This window comes from Halosubterraneus shenae (genome assembly GCF_050510935.1).
Lineage (GTDB): Archaea > Halobacteriota > Halobacteria > Halobacteriales > Haloferacaceae > JBDGPU01.
In genome coordinates this window covers 465373-483372 of record NZ_JBNLVO010000002.1, presented here as the reverse complement: position 1 = coordinate 483372, position 18000 = coordinate 465373, and the positions used below count along the sequence as shown (strand labels likewise).

Below are 18000 nucleotides of genomic sequence, written 5' to 3'. Positions count from 1 at the left end.
AGCCGGACCGACCCCGCGGTACAACGCGCTTTTATTCGCGCCGACGAACGCATACGTATGACCTGTCGGCGGTGTGGAACCCCGCTCTCGAAGCCGGGGGACTACTGTCTCACCTGTAACACCGCCAACTCCGACGCCGTCGTCGTCGAGTTCGAGGCCGACCGTGCCACGCTCACCCTCCTCGACGAGGACGAGGTCGTCGGCGAGACGACCGTCACCACCATCCCGGAATCCGGCGGCGAGCTCGGCGTCGTCCAGCAGCGCAACTTCGCGGGCCGCGTCGCCGACGAGATCCGACGCAAGCGCCCGGACACCGTCTACGCCGCGGGCGAGCGCGAGCCGCTCCGGGAGACCCGCGCACAGCTCCACCACGAGTTCTATCGCGTCCCCAACGACGAGGACGTCGTCGACTGGGTCCTCGACCGGCGCGGCGACCGCGCGCTGGAGGTCGTCGAGACGGCACCGCGGGAGAAGATCGGCGGCTCGCACTCGACCCTCATCGGCGGGCGCACCGGCCGGAACGCGGTGTTAACGGTCGCCCAGCACCCGCACGTGAAGAAGGTGATTCCCGGCCCGATCGATGCCAGTGGGACGGGCTCGCGGACGGGGCTTCGCGCGAAGGCGACCCGTGCCGGGGGCAACGGCAACGTCCGGCTCCTCCTGCGCGACGGCTCGAGCGTGCAGGAGAACCGCGTCGTGACGACCGCGATGGACGCCGAGACCGGCGAGCGCGTGCGCGAAGACCTGAACGAGGCGCTCGCGGACGCCGAACTGCAGGACTGAATCTGCTTATCGGTGGGGCGCGTTTTGAGAGGGTGAGTAACGGTCCGTGCAGGTGCAGACGTTGCAACGCTCGACAGCATCGCAAACGTCCAGAGAGCCCTCGGCCGCTCGCGGTCACTGAGCGACATATCCGCGCCTCTCAGCACCGCCCGGCGCGGATAGGGGTCGGCTCAGCGACTCCCCTGCGGCGCGACCGACCGTCGCCCTTTCAGTCCACCAGGACAGCACCGCAACAGCACCGCGACAGCACAGCAACCGCAATACCTCAGCCCTCCCCAGCCTCGGCCGGGGCGCGCCGGCCCAGCACCGCATCGGCGCGCCACCGACCTCCCTCGCACGCGTTGCTCGCGCGCGCCGGCCGCCCCGCACAGCACGCCGGCAGCCGGCGTTGACGACGGCCGAATAACCGCCGCGAGCGACGTCCAGCTACCACTCCAGGGTGGGACTGAAAGGGGCAGCCGCTGCGCGGGACGCCCTGCGACGCTAGCACCGCAATCCGGCGAGCGACCGAACGAAGTGTGGGAGCGAGCCGGGTGAGGAGCGCAGCGAGCAGCGCGACCGCTCAGCGGCTGGGGCTTTCTGGACATGCCGAGTGGTGTCGCTCGCGACGACAGCTAATACCATTTATAAGAGGGACCGGTCAGCGCCTGGTGCTTCCAGAGTCCGGAGAATGGTGTCGCCATCGACGACCGAGCCGAGAAGCGACACGGAACACATCACTCCGCCTATCCGGACTTATAAGGAGACACCGGCCACACCCAATCGCATGCAGATCGACGCGGACACCGAACGCGCGGTCGCCGACTTCTGTCGCCGGATACTCACGGCGGACCCGATCCCGGGCCTGAGCGTCGCGGTCGTCACGAGCGACGGGGAGGCGTACGCGGACGGGTTCGGCGCCCGTGACCTCACCGGCAACCGGCCGACCTCGCCGGACACGCTCTACGGGATCGGCTCGGTGACGAAGTCGGTCACGGCGACCGCGGTGCTCCAGCTCGCGGACGCCGGGATGTGCCAGCTCTCGGACCGCGTGAGCGAGCACCTCGACGTCGACCTCGGCGACGACCCGAATGACCCCATCACGCTCCATCACCTGCTCTCGCATACCTCCGGGCTGCCGAGCCTGGGCGTCAGCGAGGCGCTCATCGCGCGGCGCGTCCGACGCGGCGAGGCCGGCGTCCCCCTGTCGAGCCACGACGACTTCTACGCGCACGTCGAGGACGCCGCGGCGACCGAGCGCGCTGCGGACCCGGGCGAGCGGTTCGCGTACTGCAACACGGGCTACTGTCTCCTCGGCGACGTCGTCGAGGAGCTCACCGGGAAACCGTTCCCCGCGTACGTCGAGGACCACGTCTTCGCCCCGCTCGGGATGGAGCGGTCGACGTTCGACGACACCGAATTCTCGATGGACGACGACCACATGACCCAGTACCTGATCGAGGACGGCGACCTCGTCGCCGCCAGTCTCCCGACTCGCGAGGTGAGCCAGCCCGCCGGCGGCATCCTGACCTCCGTCCGCGAACTCGGGCGCTACCTGCAGTGTCACTTAAATGATGGCCGGATCCGCGGCTCCGGACCCGGCACCGACGGCGAGAGCGACGCCAGCGGCGACGGCGACGCCACCGGCGCAGGCGACGGCCCCGACGACGCGACCAGCGATCACAGCACCCGACTGCTCCCCGAGTCCCGCATGGAGGCCCTCTACGGCGAGTACGCGGCGACGCCGGCCGGCCCCTACGGCTACGGCTGGCGCACGCGCTCGGTCTGCGGCCGCGACCTGATCGGCCACGCCGGCTCCATCGCGGTCTCGTCGGCGTACGTCGGCTTCAGTCCGGAGGCCGACGTCGGCATCGCCCTGGCGGCCAACTCCTCGCCCGACTACTCGCTGGCGGCGCTCGGCGAGGGCGTCTTCGCGACCCTGCTCGGCGAGGAGCCGGCCGAGACGGTCCCGTTCTTCCGCCGACGCGACCGCTTCGACCGGCTCACGGGGGAGTACGCCTCCCACCGCGGGATCATGCGCGCAGCGGTCGTCGAGGACGGCGGCACGCTGCGGCTCGAACTCGCGAGCCCGATGAGCGACTCGTCGTTCCCGCTGCATCCGGAGGACCTCGAACACACAGCTGAAGCGGACGGGTCCGAACCGCCCGCCGGCGAAGTGTTCCGCTTCTCCGCGCCGCCGAAAACCGGCGACCGGCGGCCGGTCGAGTTCCGCTTCACGGACGAGGGCGACGTTCGCCTGCTCGTCGACCGCTGGAACCTCCAGAAGGTCAGCGAGGAACCGCCGGCTATCGGGAACGACGCGAACACCGGGAACAGTCGGCGTCGCTGACGTCCGGGCGACAGTCGGCGTCGCTGACGTCCGGACGACGGACGACACATGGCCGCGTCCGCACGTGCGGGCGGGCGTCCCATGAGCGCCCGCGCCACCCGCCCGCGACGCCCGCGTAACGGGCGCGTTGCCCCCGTCACGTCCCTCGATTTCGGCATCACGAAAGGTTTAGGCGGAGGAGTGATGTAAAAGAGGGTAATGAGTCGCGGCCCCGAACTGATAATTACTGAAAAGGACAACGCCGCCCGTCGGATCGCGGACATTCTGAGCGGGGAGTCCGCCGAATCCGAGCGGGTCAACGGCGTCAACGTGTACAAGTGGGGCGGCAAGCGCTGCATCGGGCTCTCCGGCCACGTCGTCGGCGTCGACTTCCCCGCGGAGTACAACGACTGGCGCGACGTCGAGCCGGTCGAGCTCATCGACGCGCCGACCACGACGAAGCCGACCCAGGACAACATCGTCTCCGCGCTGCGCCGACTCGCCCGGAAGGCCTCCCGCGTCGTCATCGCGACGGACTACGACCGCGAGGGCGAGCTCATCGGGAAGGAGGCCCACGACCTCGTCCGCGAGGTGAACGAGGACGTCGAGATCGACCGCGTCCGCTTCTCCTCCATTACGGAGAACGAGGTGACCGAGGCGTTCGCGGACCCCGACGACCTCGACTTCGACCTGGCTGCCGCTGGGGAGGCCCGGCAGGTGATCGACCTCGTCTGGGGCGCGTCGCTGACGCGGTTCCTCTCGCTGTCGGCCCAGCAGCGCGGCGACGACTTCATCTCCGTCGGCCGCGTGCAGGGGCCGACCCTGAAGGTGCTCGTCGACCGCGAGCGCGAGATCCAGGCGTTCGACCCCGAGAGCTACTGGGAGCTGTTCGGCGAGCTGACGAAGGACGCCGACGCCGACGACGGCGGCGACCCCTTCGAGGCCCAGTACTTCTTCCACAACACCGAGGGCAACGAGGAGGAGCGCGTCTGGGACGAGGCCACTGCGGAGACGATCGCCGAGGCGCTCGAGGCCGCCGACGGCGCCGAGGTCGACGACGTCAACCGCAACACGCGGACGGACGACCCGCCGGCCCCCTTCAACACCACGCAGTTCATCCGCGCCGCGGGCTCGCTCGGCTACTCCGCCCAGCGCGCGATGTCCATCGCCGAGGACCTCTATACCGCCGGCTACATCACGTACCCGCGGACGGACAACACGGTCTACCCGGACGACCTCGACCCCGAGGAGCTGCTCTCGGCGTTCCTGGAGTCAGGCTTCTCGACCGACGCCAAGCAGCTGCTCGAGCAGGACGAGATCGAGCCGACCGAGGGCGACGAGGAGACGACCGACCACCCGCCGATCCACCCGACTGACGAGCTCCCCTCGCGCGGCGAGCTCTCGGACGACGAGTGGGAGGTGTACGAGCTGGTCGTCCGGCGCTTCTTCGCCACCTGCGCCCCGGAGGCGACGTGGGAGCACCTCCGCGTCGTCGCGCTCGCGAACGGCGCGGCCTCGGAGATCGCGGCCGAGGCCGACCCCCGCGCCGCGCTCCGGAACCCCGACGAGGTCGAGGGGACGCCCTCGCTCGTCGCCGACGGCGGCCTCCGGCTGAAGGCGAACGGCAAGCGCCTGCTCGAACCGGGCTACCACGACGTCTACCCGTACTTCTCCTCCAGCGAGACGATCGTCCCCGACGTCGAGGTCGGCGAGACGCTCGCGCTGGGCGGCCGGCACCTCGACGGGAAGGAGACGCAGCCGCCCCGCCGCTACGGGCAGTCCCGGCTCATCGAGAAGATGGAGGAGCTCGGTATCGGGACGAAGAGTACCCGCCACAACACCATCGAGAAACTGTACGACCGCGGCTACGTCGAGAGCGACCCGCCGCGCCCGACCAAGCTCGCGGAGGCGGTCGTCGAGGCCGCCGAGGAGTTCGCCGACCACGTCGTCAGCGAGGGGATGACCGCCCAGCTCGAGCAGGACATGCAGGCCATCGCTGCCGGCGAGAAGTCCTACGAGGAGGTCACCCAGGAGTCCCGCGACCTGCTGGGGACCGTCTTCGACGAGCTGACCGAGTCCCGCGAGGAGGTCGGCAACCACCTCCAGCAGTCCCTGAAGGCGGACAAGCAGCTCGGGCCCTGTCCGGAGTGCGGCTCCCAGCTGCTCGTCCGGCAGTCCCGGCACGGCTCCTACTTCGTCGGCTGTGACGGCTACCCGGACTGCGAGCACACGCTCCCGCTCCCCTCGACCGGCAAGCCGCTCATCCTCGACGAGGAGTGCGAGGAGCACGGCCTCAACCACGTGAAGATGCTCGCCGGCCGGAAGACGTTCGTCCACGGCTGCCCGCAGTGTAAAGCCGACGAGGCCGACGAACAGGCGGACGAGGTCATCGGCGCCTGTCCGGACTGCGGGGAGGAGCACGGCGGCGAGCTCGCCATCAAGCAGCTTCGGTCCGGCTCTCGGCTCGTCGGCTGTACGCGCTACCCCGACTGCGACTACTCGCTCCCGCTGCCGCGCCGCGGCGAGATCGAGGTCACCGACGAGGAGTGCGACGAGCACGGGCTCCCACACCTGCTCGTCCACGACGAAGGCGACGACGGCGGCGACGGCGGCGACGGCGGCAACGGCGACGACGAACCCTGGGAGCTCGGCTGCCCCATCTGCAACTACCGCGAGTACCAGGCCCGCGAGAACGGGTCGGAGCTCCAGAGCGTCGAGGGCATCGGCGAGAAGACCGCGGAGAAGCTCGAGGGCGCCGGCGTCGAGTCCGTGACGGACCTGAAGGACGTCGACCCCGACGAGCTCGCGGCTGAAGTCGACGGTGTCGGCGTCGACACCGTGCGCGACTGGCAGGCGAAGGCGGACTGACCCGCGACCGGCGCCGACGGCGGGCGACTGTGGCGGCTTCACGCGGCGTACGCCCTATCGCACCCTTTTTAGCCTCCCACCGTGGAATTTCGGCCAATGACGAAGCAGTGGGAAGACTGGGATCACATCCTGAAGATCGACCCCGACAAGGATCTCGTCGAGGGGGAGACGTTCGAGGACGTCGCCCGGACCGGCACCGACGCCATCGAGATCGGCGGCACGCTGGACATGACGACCGAGAAGATGGAGCGCGTCGTCGACGCCTGCGCGGAACACGACGTCCCGCTCTACCAGGAGCCGTCGAACCCCGGCGTCGTCATCGACTCGCCCGCGCTGGACGGCTACCTCATCCCGACCGTGCTCAACGCGGGCGACCCCTTCTGGGTCACCGGCGCGCACAAGGAGTGGGTCCGCATCGACGAGGACCTCGACTGGGACCGGACGCACACGGAGGCGTACATCGTGATGAACCCCGAGGCCTCCGTCGCACAGCTCACCGACGCTGACTGCGACCAGCAGCCCGACGACGTCGGCGCGTACGCCCGCGTCGCCGAGCGCATGTTCGGCCAGGAGATCGTCTACGTCGAGTACTCCGGCACCTACGGCGACCCCGAGGTCGTGCAGGCCGCCCACGACGCGCTCGACGACGCGACGCTGTTCTACGGCGGCGGCGTGCGCGACTACGACGCGGCCTACGAGATGGGCCAGCGGAGTGACGTCGTCGTCGTCGGCGACCTGCTGCACGACGAGGGCTGTGACGCCGTTCGGAAGACCGTCGAAGGCGTGAAGGACGCCCACTCGGACTGAGTAGGGTTCGTTACTGGTCGTCGGTTTGGTGGATTTCTGTTTGTCCGTGTTTGCGAGTGGAACTGTGCTGATATCGATGACGTGGTGTTCCTCGTGAAGGCCCTCGGCCGCTCTTTATAAACTGGATGCAGAGGTGCAGACGCTGCTGCACTGGACAGCACCGCAAACACACAGAAAGCCCTCGGCCGCTCTTTATAAGCAGATTCGAACAGGTGATACGGGCTTGCTCTCGACAGCACCGCAAACGTCCAGAAAGCCCTCGGCCGCTCGCGGTCGCTGCGCGACATATCCGCGGCTCTCCGCACCGCCCGCCGCGGATAGGGGTCGGCGCAGCGACTCCCCTTCGGCGCGACCGGCCGTCGCCCTTTCAGTCCGCCAGGACAGCACCGCAACCGCGACCGCGACAGCGACCGCCCAGCAACCGCATTCCTCAGTCCTCCCCAGCCTCGGCCGGGGCGCGCCGGTCCCGCACCGCCGCGGCGCGCCCCGCCCTCCCTCGCACACGTTGCTCGCGCGCGCCACCGCCCCGCACCGCGCGCCGGAAAGCCGGCGAACGTCGACGGCGACCCAGCCGCCGCGAGCGACGCTCCGCTACCACTCCTGGGTGGGACTGAAAGGGGCAGCCGCTGAGCGGGACGCCCTGCGACGCTAGCACCGCAATCCCGGCGAGCGAACGCAGTGAGCGAGCCGGGTGAGGAGCGCAGCGAGCAGCGCGACCGCTCAGCGGCTGGGGCTTTCTGGGTGTGCCGAGTGGTGTCGCGAGCGTCGATAGCCGATCTTATTTATAAAGCGACCGCCGTAGCGTCCGGGAGTTTCCAGACGTGGTCAGTGGTGTCGCCAGCGATAGGGACCACTCAACCGAAGGAGAGCGATTGCTCGGAGTTAGCATTTATAAAGAATCCAGAGGAGGCACCGAAAATGAGCGCCCAACCGAACCGTGATACGCGACAGGATCAACTTTCGACTTCGGCCACGGTCGGGACTGGCACGTCGTCGAGGACGTCCTCGACGATCGCCGCCTGCGAGACGTCGTTGACCGTCGCGTCCGGCGTGAGGATCAGTCGATGCGCGAGGACGGGGTCGGCGACGCGCTTGACGTCGTCGGGCGTGACGAACTCCCGGCCCTCGATGACGGCCTGGGCGCGGGCGGTCTCGAAGAGGCGCTGGGTGCCGCGCGGGGAGACACCGACCTCGACGCGGCGGTCCTCGCGGGTCGCCCGGGCGACCTCCGCCATGTACTCGAGGAGGTCGTCGTCGACGCGGACGGTCTCCGGCACCCGCCGCAGCTCCTGTACGTCCTCCGGATCGAGGACGGTCTCGACGGTCGGGCTCTGGTCGGACCGCCCGGCACGGCGCCGGAGGAGCTCAACCTCGCCCGCGTCGTCGGGGTACCCCAGCGCGGTCTTGACCGTGAAGCGGTCGAGCTGGGCCTCCGGGAGCTGGAACGCGCCCTCCGACTCGACCGGGTTCTGCGTGGCGATGACGTAGAACGGCTGCGGGAGGACGTGCGTCTCGCCGTCGACGGTGACCTGCCCCTCCTCCATCGCCTCGAGAAGCGCGGCCTGCGTCTTTGGCGGTGCTCGGTTGATCTCGTCGGCAAGGACGACGTTCGCGAAGATGGGTCCGGGCGAGAACTCGAAGGAGCCGTCCTTCTCGTTGAAGACGTTCGTGCCGGTGACGTCCGTCGGGAGGAGATCCGGGGTGAACTGGATCCGCGAGAACTCGAGGCCGAGCGCCGTCGCGAACGAGCGCGCCGTCAGCGTCTTGCCGGTGCCGGGCACGTCCTCAAGCAGGACGTGCCCCCGAGCGAGGACGCCGAGCGTGACCCGTTCGAGGAACGCCCGGTCGGCGACGACGGCGCTGCCGACTTCCTCCATCACGCGGTCGCACACCTCAGCGGCGTCGGGGACCTTCATGGCCGCGAATTCGGTGGGCCGTACTAAGGTCTGTCGCCGGGGCAGGGTGGAGCGCCCGTCAGCGACCCTCCCGCAATCCGCCGACGATCCGCCGACGACCCGCCGATCGCAAGCAGGCGACCCCGGAAGATCGAAACCCATAACAGCAGCAGTCGAGTACGATGAAACGAGCCGAGGTAGCCTAGCCTGGCCAAGGCGGCAGATTCGAGATCTGCTGTCCCTTACGGACACAGGAGTTCAAATCTCCTCCTCGGCGCTCATTGCTTCCGAACCCAACGCTTCGAGCGCTTGCTCCGCGCAGCTCGACCGTTCGGACAGGTCCTTATAAATAGCGCCTCACTTCGCGCCGTCGATCGACTGCTGCTCGGTGCCGTCGTCCCCGCGCAGCCGACGGCGGCGCTTGTCGTAGGCCGCCTCCAGCTTGGCGTTCGTCGCTCGCGACAGCAGGTAACAGTCGACGTCGCTGTCGTCCTCGGGATGGGCGGTCGCGACCCAGACGTGGCCGTCGCCGGTCGAGAGCTCCTCGGCCCACCGCTCGGCTGCCGCCCGGCTCTCGAACGCGTGGCGTGGCCCCTCCTCGAACACGAGGGTCCCGACCTTCGCGTTGCGCTTGCGCGCGGACGGTTTGACGGCGACGACGACGCTCACACCGGCTCCTTACGCGCCATCACATAAAAACTCCGTCAGACGCGCTCACAGGACCAGCCAGAAGGCCCGGACCCCGATCACCCCGAACCAGACCGCGCCGCCGAGGTACACCGCGGTCCGGAGCCGGTCGGGATACCACTCCGGGACCTGGTCCGGATACAGCCGGTAGAGAACGCCGCCGGCCTCGGCGACGAGCGCCACCGAGACGACGGCGAGGACCCACAGGATGATCATCCCGAGCTCGATCCCGAACCGACCCATCAGCCAGATCGCGAGCGGCACCGTCTCCCTGACGTTGGTGCCGATCCGCAAGGCGACGATGGTCCCGACCGTATCGAGCCCCTTCCCGACGACGAGCAGCGCCGCGAGCGTCGGGCGGTTCATACGGAAGACGACGCGCGGTTCGCCAATAGGCGTTCCGGCGACCGGGCCGTCGCTGGACGGGCCCGTTCCGACTCACTCCGCGACGGTCACTCCTCGACGAGCACGACCTCGTCGCCGGCCTCGACGTTCTCGGCCGCACCCGCCGGCAGCTCGACGATCCGGTCGGCGACGCCGCGGCCGAGGCTGACGAACGGCCGCAGTCGCTTCGTGTGGGTGACCTCGGTCCCCGACAGCCACACGGCGTCGATGGGGAACGGCACGAACAGCATGTGGAGGGTCCGGGACTCCGCCCGGTCGAACTCGAAGACGAGCGCGTACTCGTCGGGGATCGACCGGCGGAACATCAGCCCCCGCGCCTGTTCGAGCGTCGAGTCCGCGACGTCGACGTCGCTCGCGAGGACGTCCTCGGTTCGATCGCCCGGCGGCCCGCTGCGATGGACGAGTTGCACACCGGTCGGAGAGGGAGCGGCGATATAAACGTCCGTGGTCGGCCGCGGCGCCAGCGACTGAAAAGTCCCTACTCGCCGGAGAGCCGGTCGACGAGCTCACGGAGCGTCTCCAGCGAGTACTGGCCCGGCGCCGTCGCCTTCCCGGGGTCGACCGGGGCGTAGCCGATCCGCGAGCCGTACACCGGTGCGACGGCGCGCGTGTGTCGCCCCGGTTCCCCCATCGCCATCGTCGCCACCCGACGCCCGTCGGTCGTCGCTTCCTCCGTCGCCTGCAACAGCGCCAGCGCGTCGGCCTTCGTCTCCGCGGTCGTCGCGAGCTTCGCCACGTCGCCCTCGCTCGCGGCGTCCGCGAGCAGGTCGACCATCGTCTCGACCGGGGGCGTCGACTCGAAGTCGTGGACCGAGGCGATAACGGCGACGCCTTCCTCCCGGGCCGTCTCGCGGAGGGCGGTCGCGTGCGACTGCTCGCCCTCTGGCGCGGTCCCGCGCAGCGCGGAGAGCTCGACGTCGACGGCGGCAACGTGGTCGTGGCCGACCGCCGTCGTCAGCTCCTCGAAGCGTCCGAACCCCTCCGCCTCGCCGCCCTCCCACGACGCGCGGTTCGTGACGATAATCGGGAGCGACCCGTCGTACGCCGCGAGCTGGTCGACCGGGTCGCTCGCCAGGTCCATCCGGAACTCCACGGCGTCGGCCGCGTCGCGGGCCAGCGGCTCCTCGGAGAGGTCGGCAGTGCTCGCTGCCAGCACGAACTCGTCGAACATACCTGCCAGTGGTCCCGCCGGCGACTTAGGTGTGTTCGCCTCGACACTGGCGGATGAGTCCGGGACGTGGGCCTACGGTGACCGGACGCTACCGGCGTTGCTTCCGGAGCAGTCGCCAGCGGGCGGCGTTCATCCCGAGCACGATCACGCCGACGGCGGTGATCAGTCCCGCCGTGATCGTCCGTGCTTGCAGCAGCGAGTCGAGGCCGATGGTCAGGATGGCGACCCCGAGCAGCGCTCGCGTGAGGACCTGGACGACCGGCACCGACGGCCTGACGCCGGCCGGCTGTCGGTCGAACTGGCGGGCCAGCCCGCCGCCGAGGTACACCAGCCCGGCTACCAGGCAGCAACCGACCGCCAGCAGCAAGGGCGGCTGCTCGCGGACCGGCGGCACGCCAACGAGGAGCCAGCCGGCGCCGGTCGTGAGCAACAGCCCGAGCCCGAGGTCGCGACTTCGCATCCGAGGACGACGGCGTAGTGGGACGAAAAGCTTCCGTGACCAGCAGTTGGCATCCGGTGCGGAGCAGCACGTCAGATGACGTGGGACACGTCGGGGGCGGTAGCCTACCTGGTCCAGAACCGACTCAATCGCCGTTTCCAGGGAACACGAACGAATCGTCGTCGGCACCGCCGGTGGATTTTTCGTCGTCAGCGACGGTCGGGTCGTCGTCGAACTCCGTCTGCAGGAATTGCTCGACCGGGTCGACCGCCTTGCCGGCCGTCGAGTCAGCTGATCCCGAGTCGGTTCGTTCGCCGGTCCCGGCGTCAGTGGGTTCCGCGTCCTCCCGGACGTCCTCGGCGTCGACGGCGGGTTCGGCATCAACGCCATCGACGGCGTCGGCTTCCACACCATCGACGGCGTCGACTTCCACGCCATCGACGGCGTCGGTTTCTACGTCGGCAGTGTCTCCGGTGCTGGAGGTTTCGTCCGTGCCCTCGCTGGCCACGCTACCCTCGCCCCAGCCCCCGTCGATGCCGGTGGTGCTGGAGGCTGCTCCAGTAGGGCTCTCGATTTCGTCGCCGCCACGGGAGAACGTGTAGACGCTGTCGTCGACGGCGACGACGTACCGCCCCGCCTTTCGGTCGTGGACGACCCGACGGTTCGAGTCGATAGCGACGTCGACGAGGTCGCCGAGCGTGTCGACGACAGCATAGGTCTCGGCGTCGCCGACGTCGACGCGACCGGTCGAGATCCACTCCGAGAACTGGATCCGCTCGAGTTCCCGGTCGATCGCCTGCGGGTCCGGATTCCGGCGGCGCTCACGCTCGGCGAGGACGCTGCCGAGGAGGGCCAGAAGGCCGATGCCGAGGAGCCACACTCCCCCGGTCGTGACGACTACTTCATTGCCGGCGACGGTGAGAACGTCGGTCGCCCCGGGGGCGGGTCGCGAGGTCGGGATCGTCTCGGTCACCTGCACCGGACCACCCAGCCCGCCGGACAGGGAGTAGGAATCCTGCGTGATCTTCAGCGCCGCCGTGCTGGTCCGTTCACCGTTGTGGGCGTCAGTCTCGTAGGTCAGGTCGTGTCGGAGGTAGACGCGGACGACCGCCGCACCACCGACTTCGCTCGTGATGGCCTGCAGGCGTCGTTCCACGTCCCGGACGTCGATCGTGGTCTGAGCTCTCGTTCCCCCATCGGCATTCGTGCGCTCTACGGCGAGCGGAACCGTCTCCGACCAGACGACGTCGTCGCCGCGCTCGGCCTGATACACCAGCGAGAGCCGCTGGTCGACCGTCGCCGCGCCGGTCGGCGTCGCTGTCGTGCTAACGGTGAGGTTCGGCGACGCGGTCCGGAGGTACGTCGCCCGGTCCTCGAGACGTGTCCCCTCCTCGTAGAGCGTCGTCTCCTCGGTGACGACGGCGCTCGTGTGCGTGTCGACCTCGACGACGGTCGTCGCTCGCTCCTCCGTCGAGTCGATCGTCGGCGGCGTAGCGAGCAGCAGTCCCGCCCCGGCGACCGCGAGGACCGCAACGACGAGCAGGCCGAGGACGAGGTGGCTTCCGTACCGACCCACGAGTCGGCGTCCGCGGAGTCGAGCGACCCGTTCCCACCCGCTCATGGTGTGTCCTCCACGAGCATCAGGCGGAACACTCCGTCCCGGTCCGGCTACTGTTGACGGTGCTGTACCGGTCAGTCCCCGCGAATTCGACGGGGGCGCTCGTCGCGTTCACGTGGAAGAACACCCTGGTCCCGTCGTCCAGGTTGGTCGCGAGCTGGATATCGACCCGCTGCGTGGCGCCCACGCCGACCGAGAAGGTGACCTCGTCCCCCTCGTCGCCGTTGCCGATCGTCAGGTTCCCGTAGCCCGTCGAGTCGCTCCGCAGGGATACAGTTACGCTGAGGTCCGTGCCGAGGGAGTTGGTCACGTCGACGAGCTTGCACTGTTCGCCGCTCTGCATGCCGTGGTACGGGTCGAGGGTGGCGCCGCCGGATCCGTCGCCGACGGTGGTCAGCGAGCCCTGGCGGTCGACCCCGCCGGTCGAGAACGCCTCGACCGCGACTGGCCCGGGGCCCACCAGCAAGCCGGCGGCTAGCACGACCGCGATCAGGGAGAGTGTGCTACCGCCGCCGCGATCCCGTCGGGTCACGGCGACTCACCCCTGCTGGTCGCCCGGCTACGACTCCGCACCGGCGTCCCCGGGAGGGACGCGACCCGGTAGTACAGGACGATGGGTGCGTACATGACGGCCGTCGTGCCGACTCCCGCGACAGCCGGGTGCAGCGCCTGCAGCCAGGCGAGCAGGCCGGCGGGAAGCAGCGGCGGGTACTGGTACACGTGGAGCGTCGCGTCCGACACCCCTGAGCGCGAGTCCGGCCGCGACAGGCTGATCTGAAGCGACCCGTCGACCCACTCGGTCCGGTGTACCGTTGCTCCCTCGGCCGTCACGACGGTCGTGAGCAACCGGTGGGACGGCGTGTCGAGGCCGATAGTCGTCGGCTCGTCGGCTACTGTGATCGTGTTCGAGCCGGTCGGGTCCGCCGCGTCAGTAAGTGTGAGTCCGATAGCGCTCCCGCCGACGAGCATCGGGACGACGGCTGCGATAGTGCCGGCGACGAGCGCGAGTCGGAAGAGCCGCCCCTCCGAGAACGGTGTCCGCCGGGGTCGGGACCCCCGGAACGCGGTAGCGACGAAGCCAACCACGAGCAACGCAATCAGTTCGCCCCGATGGCGCTGGATTCCGATCGCTGCCGTCCCGATCCCCGGGATCGCCACCGGCGCGTCGGCGACTGTCAGCACCTGGCCGACGACGGCGTCCGCCGGGACCGGTGGATGGCCCGCGGCCTGGTCCGTCACGTCGTTGTTGTCGCCCTGAGTAACGTAGCCCGCCTCCGTTTCCCCGACTACGCGATGCGTGACGAACTCGTCACGGTGGTCGGAGCGGAACGTCACTATGTCACCAGGTTCGACGGTACCAGCGGGAACCAGCACGACGCCGTCGCCAACGTTCACTGTCGGCTCCATGCTGTCCGATTCGAGAAAGCTCACCCCAACCGGTGCGGTTGGTGGGGCAAGGAAGGCTCCCACGACGACTGCGAACAACACGATTCCGGCCGTTCGTGGGGTCATTGTGTGTCTATGCGTGTGAAGTCGTTAGTTGATCGTGACTTTCAGCGTGCCGGAGAGGTCCGCGTCAACGGCATCGAGTTCGACCACGACGTAGCCGACTTCGCCGGACGTCAGGGTGATCGACCCGCCACTGTTGGGCGAGGCGGTATCGACCTTGGCGCCCGTATTGTCGTACAGGATGAACGAGACGTTCCCGCCGTTCGTGTTCTGGTCGAACGCGTAGTCGAACGTGTACTTGTACTGCGTGTTGTAGTTGTTCGTTACGTTGAACGCGTACGTCTCGTTAGCTGCCGACTTATCGCCCAGCGTGTACGTGGAGTTGGCGTTGACACCAGACGCGGTAACCTGGCTAAAGTCGATCTGGAGCTCGTTGCTGGCATCGTGGTAGACGAGGTCGGTCGCTCCCGGGGCGAGCCCGGTGAGGGCCGCATCGTCCCCGGCGACCTGAACGGTCGCTTGCCGGTCAACTTGACCGCTCGTGAATGCTGCTGTGCCCGCGACGCTCGAAACGCTGATTACCGCAATCAGCAGGAATGCAATTTTCTTGTTCATGGATTGAACGAGCCGATGTCGATCCGTGCCCGGAGTCCGCCGACGCCACTGCACTTCGAACTTCACCTGTCGGTACAGGAGCAGAGTGTGCGACGTACAACTGCCCAGACCTCTGGCTCTACAAACCGAACAGGTAGACCACCTATAAGGCTTTGGAAAAGATCGCCATTCTGTCAACGATGTCTAGATTAAATAGACGTTTACAATATATTCATAGCGCAAAGTAGAATTAATAATGATGAATGCCACTCCGCCGTTGACAGGTCTCGCCGATCAGGCGACGAGACCGTCCTCGGCTTCCAGCAGCTCGTGGTAGCGGTTCCGGATCGTCACTTCGGAGATGTCGGCGACCTCGGAGACGGCGGCCTGCGTCGTCTTCTCGTTCGTCAGCAGCGCAGCGGCGTAGACGGCGGCCGCGGCGAGGCCGACCGGCGACTTGCCGGAGTGGACCCCCTTCTCCTTGGCGTTCTGGAGGAGCTGCTTCGCGCGGAGCTCCGACTCGTCCGAGAGGTCGAGGTCGGAGGCGAACCGCGGGACGTACTGCTCGGGGTCGGCCGGCTTCACTTCCAGCTTCAGCTCGCGGACGACGTAGCGGTACGTCCGGGCGATCTCCGACTTCTCGACGCGGGAGACGTCGGCGATCTCGTCGAGCGAGCGCGGGACGCCGGCCATCCGGGCGGCGGCGTAGACGCAGGCCGTCGAGACGCCCTCGATGGAGCGGCCCGGCAGGAGGTCCTCGTCGAGCGCGCGGCGGTAAATGACGGAGGCCGTCTCGCGGACGTTGTCCGGGAGCCCCTGGGCGGAGGCCATCCGGTCGATCTCGCCGAGCGCCTGCTTCAGGTTGCGCTCCTTGCTGTCGCGGGTGCGGAACCGCTCGTTCCACTTGCGGAGCCGCTGCATCTTCTGGCGCTGGCGACCCGACAGGGAGCGACCGTAGGCGTCCTGGTCGCGCCAGTCGATGTTCGTCGAGAGCCCCTTGTCGTGCATCGTGTTCGTCGTCGGGGCGCCGACGCGGGACTTCTCGTCCTTCTCGCGCGAGTCGAACGCGCGCCACTCGGGGCCGCGGTCGACGGAGTCGGCATCGACGACGAGGCCGCAGTCCGCACAGACGCTCTCGCCGTGCTCCTCGTCGTTAATGACGTTGCCGTCACATTCGGGGCACGTCAGTCGCTCCTCGCTCGATTCCTCTTCGTCCGTTCGTTCGCGCTGGGAGCGGCTCTCCCGTGTGTGTGCTCGTTCGCTCATGGGTTCTAACCCCCCGGAGACCGCATAAAAACCCGAGGCAGTTCTTACGAAATCACTGGGAGGGTAACACTTAAACAGTGCGAAAATCGTCGGCGCTCCGTCGGCGGAGTGTCACGATTCTACACGCCGAAGCTGCCCGCTGGCGAACGGCACCGAAGCGACCTTGAGCCGGGCCGTCGTTTATCCGGCCATGACTGAGCCACGGGTCGTTTCGCTCGCCCCGAGCGCAACGGCGACGCTGTCGGCCCTCGGCGCCGCCGACTGCCTCGTCGGCGTCACCGAACACTGCGAGGTCGCGACCGACTCGGCCGGCTCGACAGACCCGACCGATCCGGAACCCCCCACCGTGGTCGGCGGCTGGCTCACGCCCGACCCCGACGTCGTCGAGCGGCTCGACCCGGACCTGATCCTCACGAGTGACGGCCTGCAGGCCGAGCTCGCCGACGACTTTCGTGACCGAGGCTACGAGGTCCATCATCGCGAGCCCGCCACACTCGACGACGCCGTCGACGGTTTCGCCGACCTCGGCGCCGCCGTCGGCCGCGCCGAGGAGGGCGAACGACTCGCGGCCGCCGCTCGCGACCGGCTCGATGCCGTCGCCGCTGCCGTCGGCGACGCACTCGTCGACGAGACGCCCCCGGTCGTCTACTGCGAGGAGTGGTCCGACCCGCCGATGGCCGCCGGGAACTGGGTGCCGGACGCGGTCCGGGCGGCCGGTGGCCGCTATCCCTTCGTCGAGCCCGGCGACCGGTCCCGCGAGGTCGACGGCGCGGAACTCGCCGCGGCCGACCCCGACCACGTCGTGCTCCACGTCTGCGGCCATGGCGACCGGGTCGATCCCGACGTCGTCCGCGACCGCGGCTGGGACCTCGACGCCCCGATTCACGTTCTCGACGACGCACTCTTAAACCAGCCGAGCCCGCGGCTCGTCGACGGGATCGAGCGCCTGGCGCGGATCCTCCACCCCGACGCATTCGGGGATTGATCCCGAGCCGGAGACACCGGACCGGCGTCCGCCCGAGAACGCGTCGCCGCCTTCGACAGGTCCTTGCCAGCGGCCGACGGACGAGTGGCCATGCGAGTTGGCGTCGGCAGTGGAAACCCGGTGAAACGCGACGCAGTTGCACAGGTGCTCGGCGAGGGCGACGGCGAGTTCGGCGCGGACGCAGCCATCGAAGCCGTCTCCGTCGCCTCCGGCGTAAGCGAGCAGCCGACCGGTCACGCGGAGACCATCGACGGCGCGGAGAACCGCGCGGCGAACGTCCTCGAGACGGACGACTACGACCTCGGCGTCGGGGTCGAGGGCGGCGTCGCCGAGTTCGAGGGCAGCGAGGGACTCTACCTCGTGATGTGGGCCGCCGTCGACGACGGCGAGACGGTCGGTCGCGGGAGCGGGCCGAGCATGCGCCTCCCCCGAGAGATCGAGCGCCGGGTCCGCGACGGCGAGGAGCTCGGCCCGGTGATGGACGGCGTGCTCGACGAGAACGAAGTCGCACAGAAGCAGGGTGCCGCCGGCGCCTTCACGAACGGGCGCGTCGACCGGACGGACGCGCTCGCGACCGCCGTCGCCGGCGCGCTCGGCCCGTTCGCGACGGATCTCTACTGACGCGGAGGTTTTTCACCGATCGGGCGCCAGACGCCCCGTGCTCGCTTCCCCGGTCCGGGGCGGCACGCGGGTGCGCGACACGGACGTCCCGGATGCGACGAGTC

At 68.9% G+C, this 18000-nt stretch carries 17 protein-coding genes and 1 tRNA gene; 7 read left to right on the top strand and 11 right to left on the bottom strand.

From position 1 onward, the window contains the following. Positions 1-57: 57 nt before the first annotated feature. From ACQE3M_RS05600 to ACQE3M_RS05585, 4 genes are all read left to right on the top strand, one after another. Positions 58-783, top strand: coding sequence for a DUF2103 domain-containing protein (locus ACQE3M_RS05600; protein ID WP_430504483.1), 726 nt, complete (start codon positions 58-60; stop codon positions 781-783). 766 nt (positions 784-1549) lie between these two features. Continuing rightward, positions 1550-3112 carry a serine hydrolase gene (locus ACQE3M_RS05595; RefSeq protein WP_430504482.1) on the top strand — a complete coding sequence of 521 codons (1563 nt, stop codon included), beginning with the start codon at positions 1550-1552 and terminating at the stop codon, positions 3110-3112. 198 nt (positions 3113-3310) lie between these two features. Then, positions 3311-5959, top strand: a complete 2649-nt coding sequence (locus ACQE3M_RS05590; RefSeq protein ID WP_430504481.1) for a DNA topoisomerase I — start codon at positions 3311-3313, stop codon at positions 5957-5959. Between the two features lie 96 nt (positions 5960-6055). After that, the gene (locus ACQE3M_RS05585; RefSeq protein WP_430504480.1) at positions 6056-6766 is read left to right on the top strand and encodes a phosphoglycerol geranylgeranyltransferase; all 711 of its coding nucleotides are present in this window, start codon (positions 6056-6058) and stop codon (positions 6764-6766) included. Positions 6767-7719: 953 nt separating this feature from the next. Here ACQE3M_RS05585 and ACQE3M_RS05580 read toward each other — a convergent pair. Beyond that, positions 7720-8682: an AAA family ATPase gene (locus tag ACQE3M_RS05580; protein WP_430504479.1), complete on the bottom strand. Its 963-nt coding sequence runs from the start codon at positions 8680-8682 to the stop codon at positions 7720-7722. 170 nt (positions 8683-8852) lie between these two features. Here ACQE3M_RS05580 and ACQE3M_RS05575 point away from each other — a divergent pair. Next, positions 8853-8938 (top strand) — tRNA-Ser (locus tag ACQE3M_RS05575). Between the two features lie 80 nt (positions 8939-9018). Here ACQE3M_RS05575 and ACQE3M_RS05570 read toward each other — a convergent pair. From ACQE3M_RS05570 to ACQE3M_RS05525, 10 genes are all read right to left on the bottom strand, one after another. Further along, the gene (locus ACQE3M_RS05570) at positions 9019-9330 is read right to left on the bottom strand and encodes a DUF8081 domain-containing protein (protein WP_430504478.1); all 312 of its coding nucleotides are present in this window, start codon (positions 9328-9330) and stop codon (positions 9019-9021) included. Positions 9331-9375: 45 nt separating this feature from the next. Then, positions 9376-9714: a hypothetical protein gene (locus tag ACQE3M_RS05565; protein WP_430504477.1), complete on the bottom strand. Its 339-nt coding sequence runs from the start codon at positions 9712-9714 to the stop codon at positions 9376-9378. A gap of 86 nt (positions 9715-9800) precedes the next feature. Next, positions 9801-10163 (bottom strand): DUF192 domain-containing protein, encoded by a 363-nt coding sequence (locus tag ACQE3M_RS05560; protein WP_430504476.1) that lies wholly within the window; start codon positions 10161-10163, stop codon positions 9801-9803. 68 nt (positions 10164-10231) lie between these two features. Then, positions 10232-10924 carry a type I 3-dehydroquinate dehydratase gene (locus ACQE3M_RS05555; protein ID WP_430504475.1) on the bottom strand — a complete coding sequence of 231 codons (693 nt, stop codon included), beginning with the start codon at positions 10922-10924 and terminating at the stop codon, positions 10232-10234. A gap of 88 nt (positions 10925-11012) precedes the next feature. Beyond that, complete coding sequence (locus ACQE3M_RS05550) at positions 11013-11384, bottom strand: hypothetical protein (protein ID WP_430504474.1); 372 nt, start codon at positions 11382-11384, stop codon at positions 11013-11015. Between the two features lie 124 nt (positions 11385-11508). Further along, on the bottom strand, positions 11509-12984 hold the full coding sequence (locus ACQE3M_RS05545) for a DUF5305 family protein (RefSeq protein WP_430504473.1): 1476 nt from the start codon (positions 12982-12984) through the stop codon (positions 11509-11511). Positions 12985-13003: 19 nt separating this feature from the next. Next, complete coding sequence (locus ACQE3M_RS05540) at positions 13004-13513, bottom strand: hypothetical protein (RefSeq protein ID WP_430504472.1); 510 nt, start codon at positions 13511-13513, stop codon at positions 13004-13006. After that, positions 13510-14493, bottom strand: coding sequence for a signal peptidase I (locus ACQE3M_RS05535; protein ID WP_430504471.1), 984 nt, complete (start codon positions 14491-14493; stop codon positions 13510-13512). The genes ACQE3M_RS05540 and ACQE3M_RS05535 overlap by 4 nt, the downstream gene beginning before the upstream one ends. 24 nt (positions 14494-14517) lie before the next feature. After that, positions 14518-15045 carry a hypothetical protein gene (locus tag ACQE3M_RS05530; protein WP_430504470.1) on the bottom strand — a complete coding sequence of 176 codons (528 nt, stop codon included), beginning with the start codon at positions 15043-15045 and terminating at the stop codon, positions 14518-14520. A 273-nt stretch (positions 15046-15318) separates the two neighbouring features. Next, on the bottom strand, positions 15319-16290 hold the full coding sequence (locus tag ACQE3M_RS05525) for a transcription initiation factor IIB (protein ID WP_430504469.1): 972 nt from the start codon (positions 16288-16290) through the stop codon (positions 15319-15321). Positions 16291-16480: 190 nt separating this feature from the next. Here ACQE3M_RS05525 and ACQE3M_RS05520 point away from each other — a divergent pair, with 190 nt between their 5' ends. Both ACQE3M_RS05520 and yjjX read left to right on the top strand, forming a co-directional pair. After that, positions 16481-17275 (top strand): helical backbone metal receptor, encoded by a 795-nt coding sequence (locus ACQE3M_RS05520; RefSeq protein ID WP_430504468.1) that lies wholly within the window; start codon positions 16481-16483, stop codon positions 17273-17275. A gap of 90 nt (positions 17276-17365) precedes the next feature. Beyond that, positions 17366-17896 (top strand): inosine/xanthosine triphosphatase, encoded by a 531-nt coding sequence (yjjX, locus tag ACQE3M_RS05515; protein ID WP_430504467.1) that lies wholly within the window; start codon positions 17366-17368, stop codon positions 17894-17896. The last annotated feature ends 104 nt before the right edge of the window (positions 17897-18000 follow it).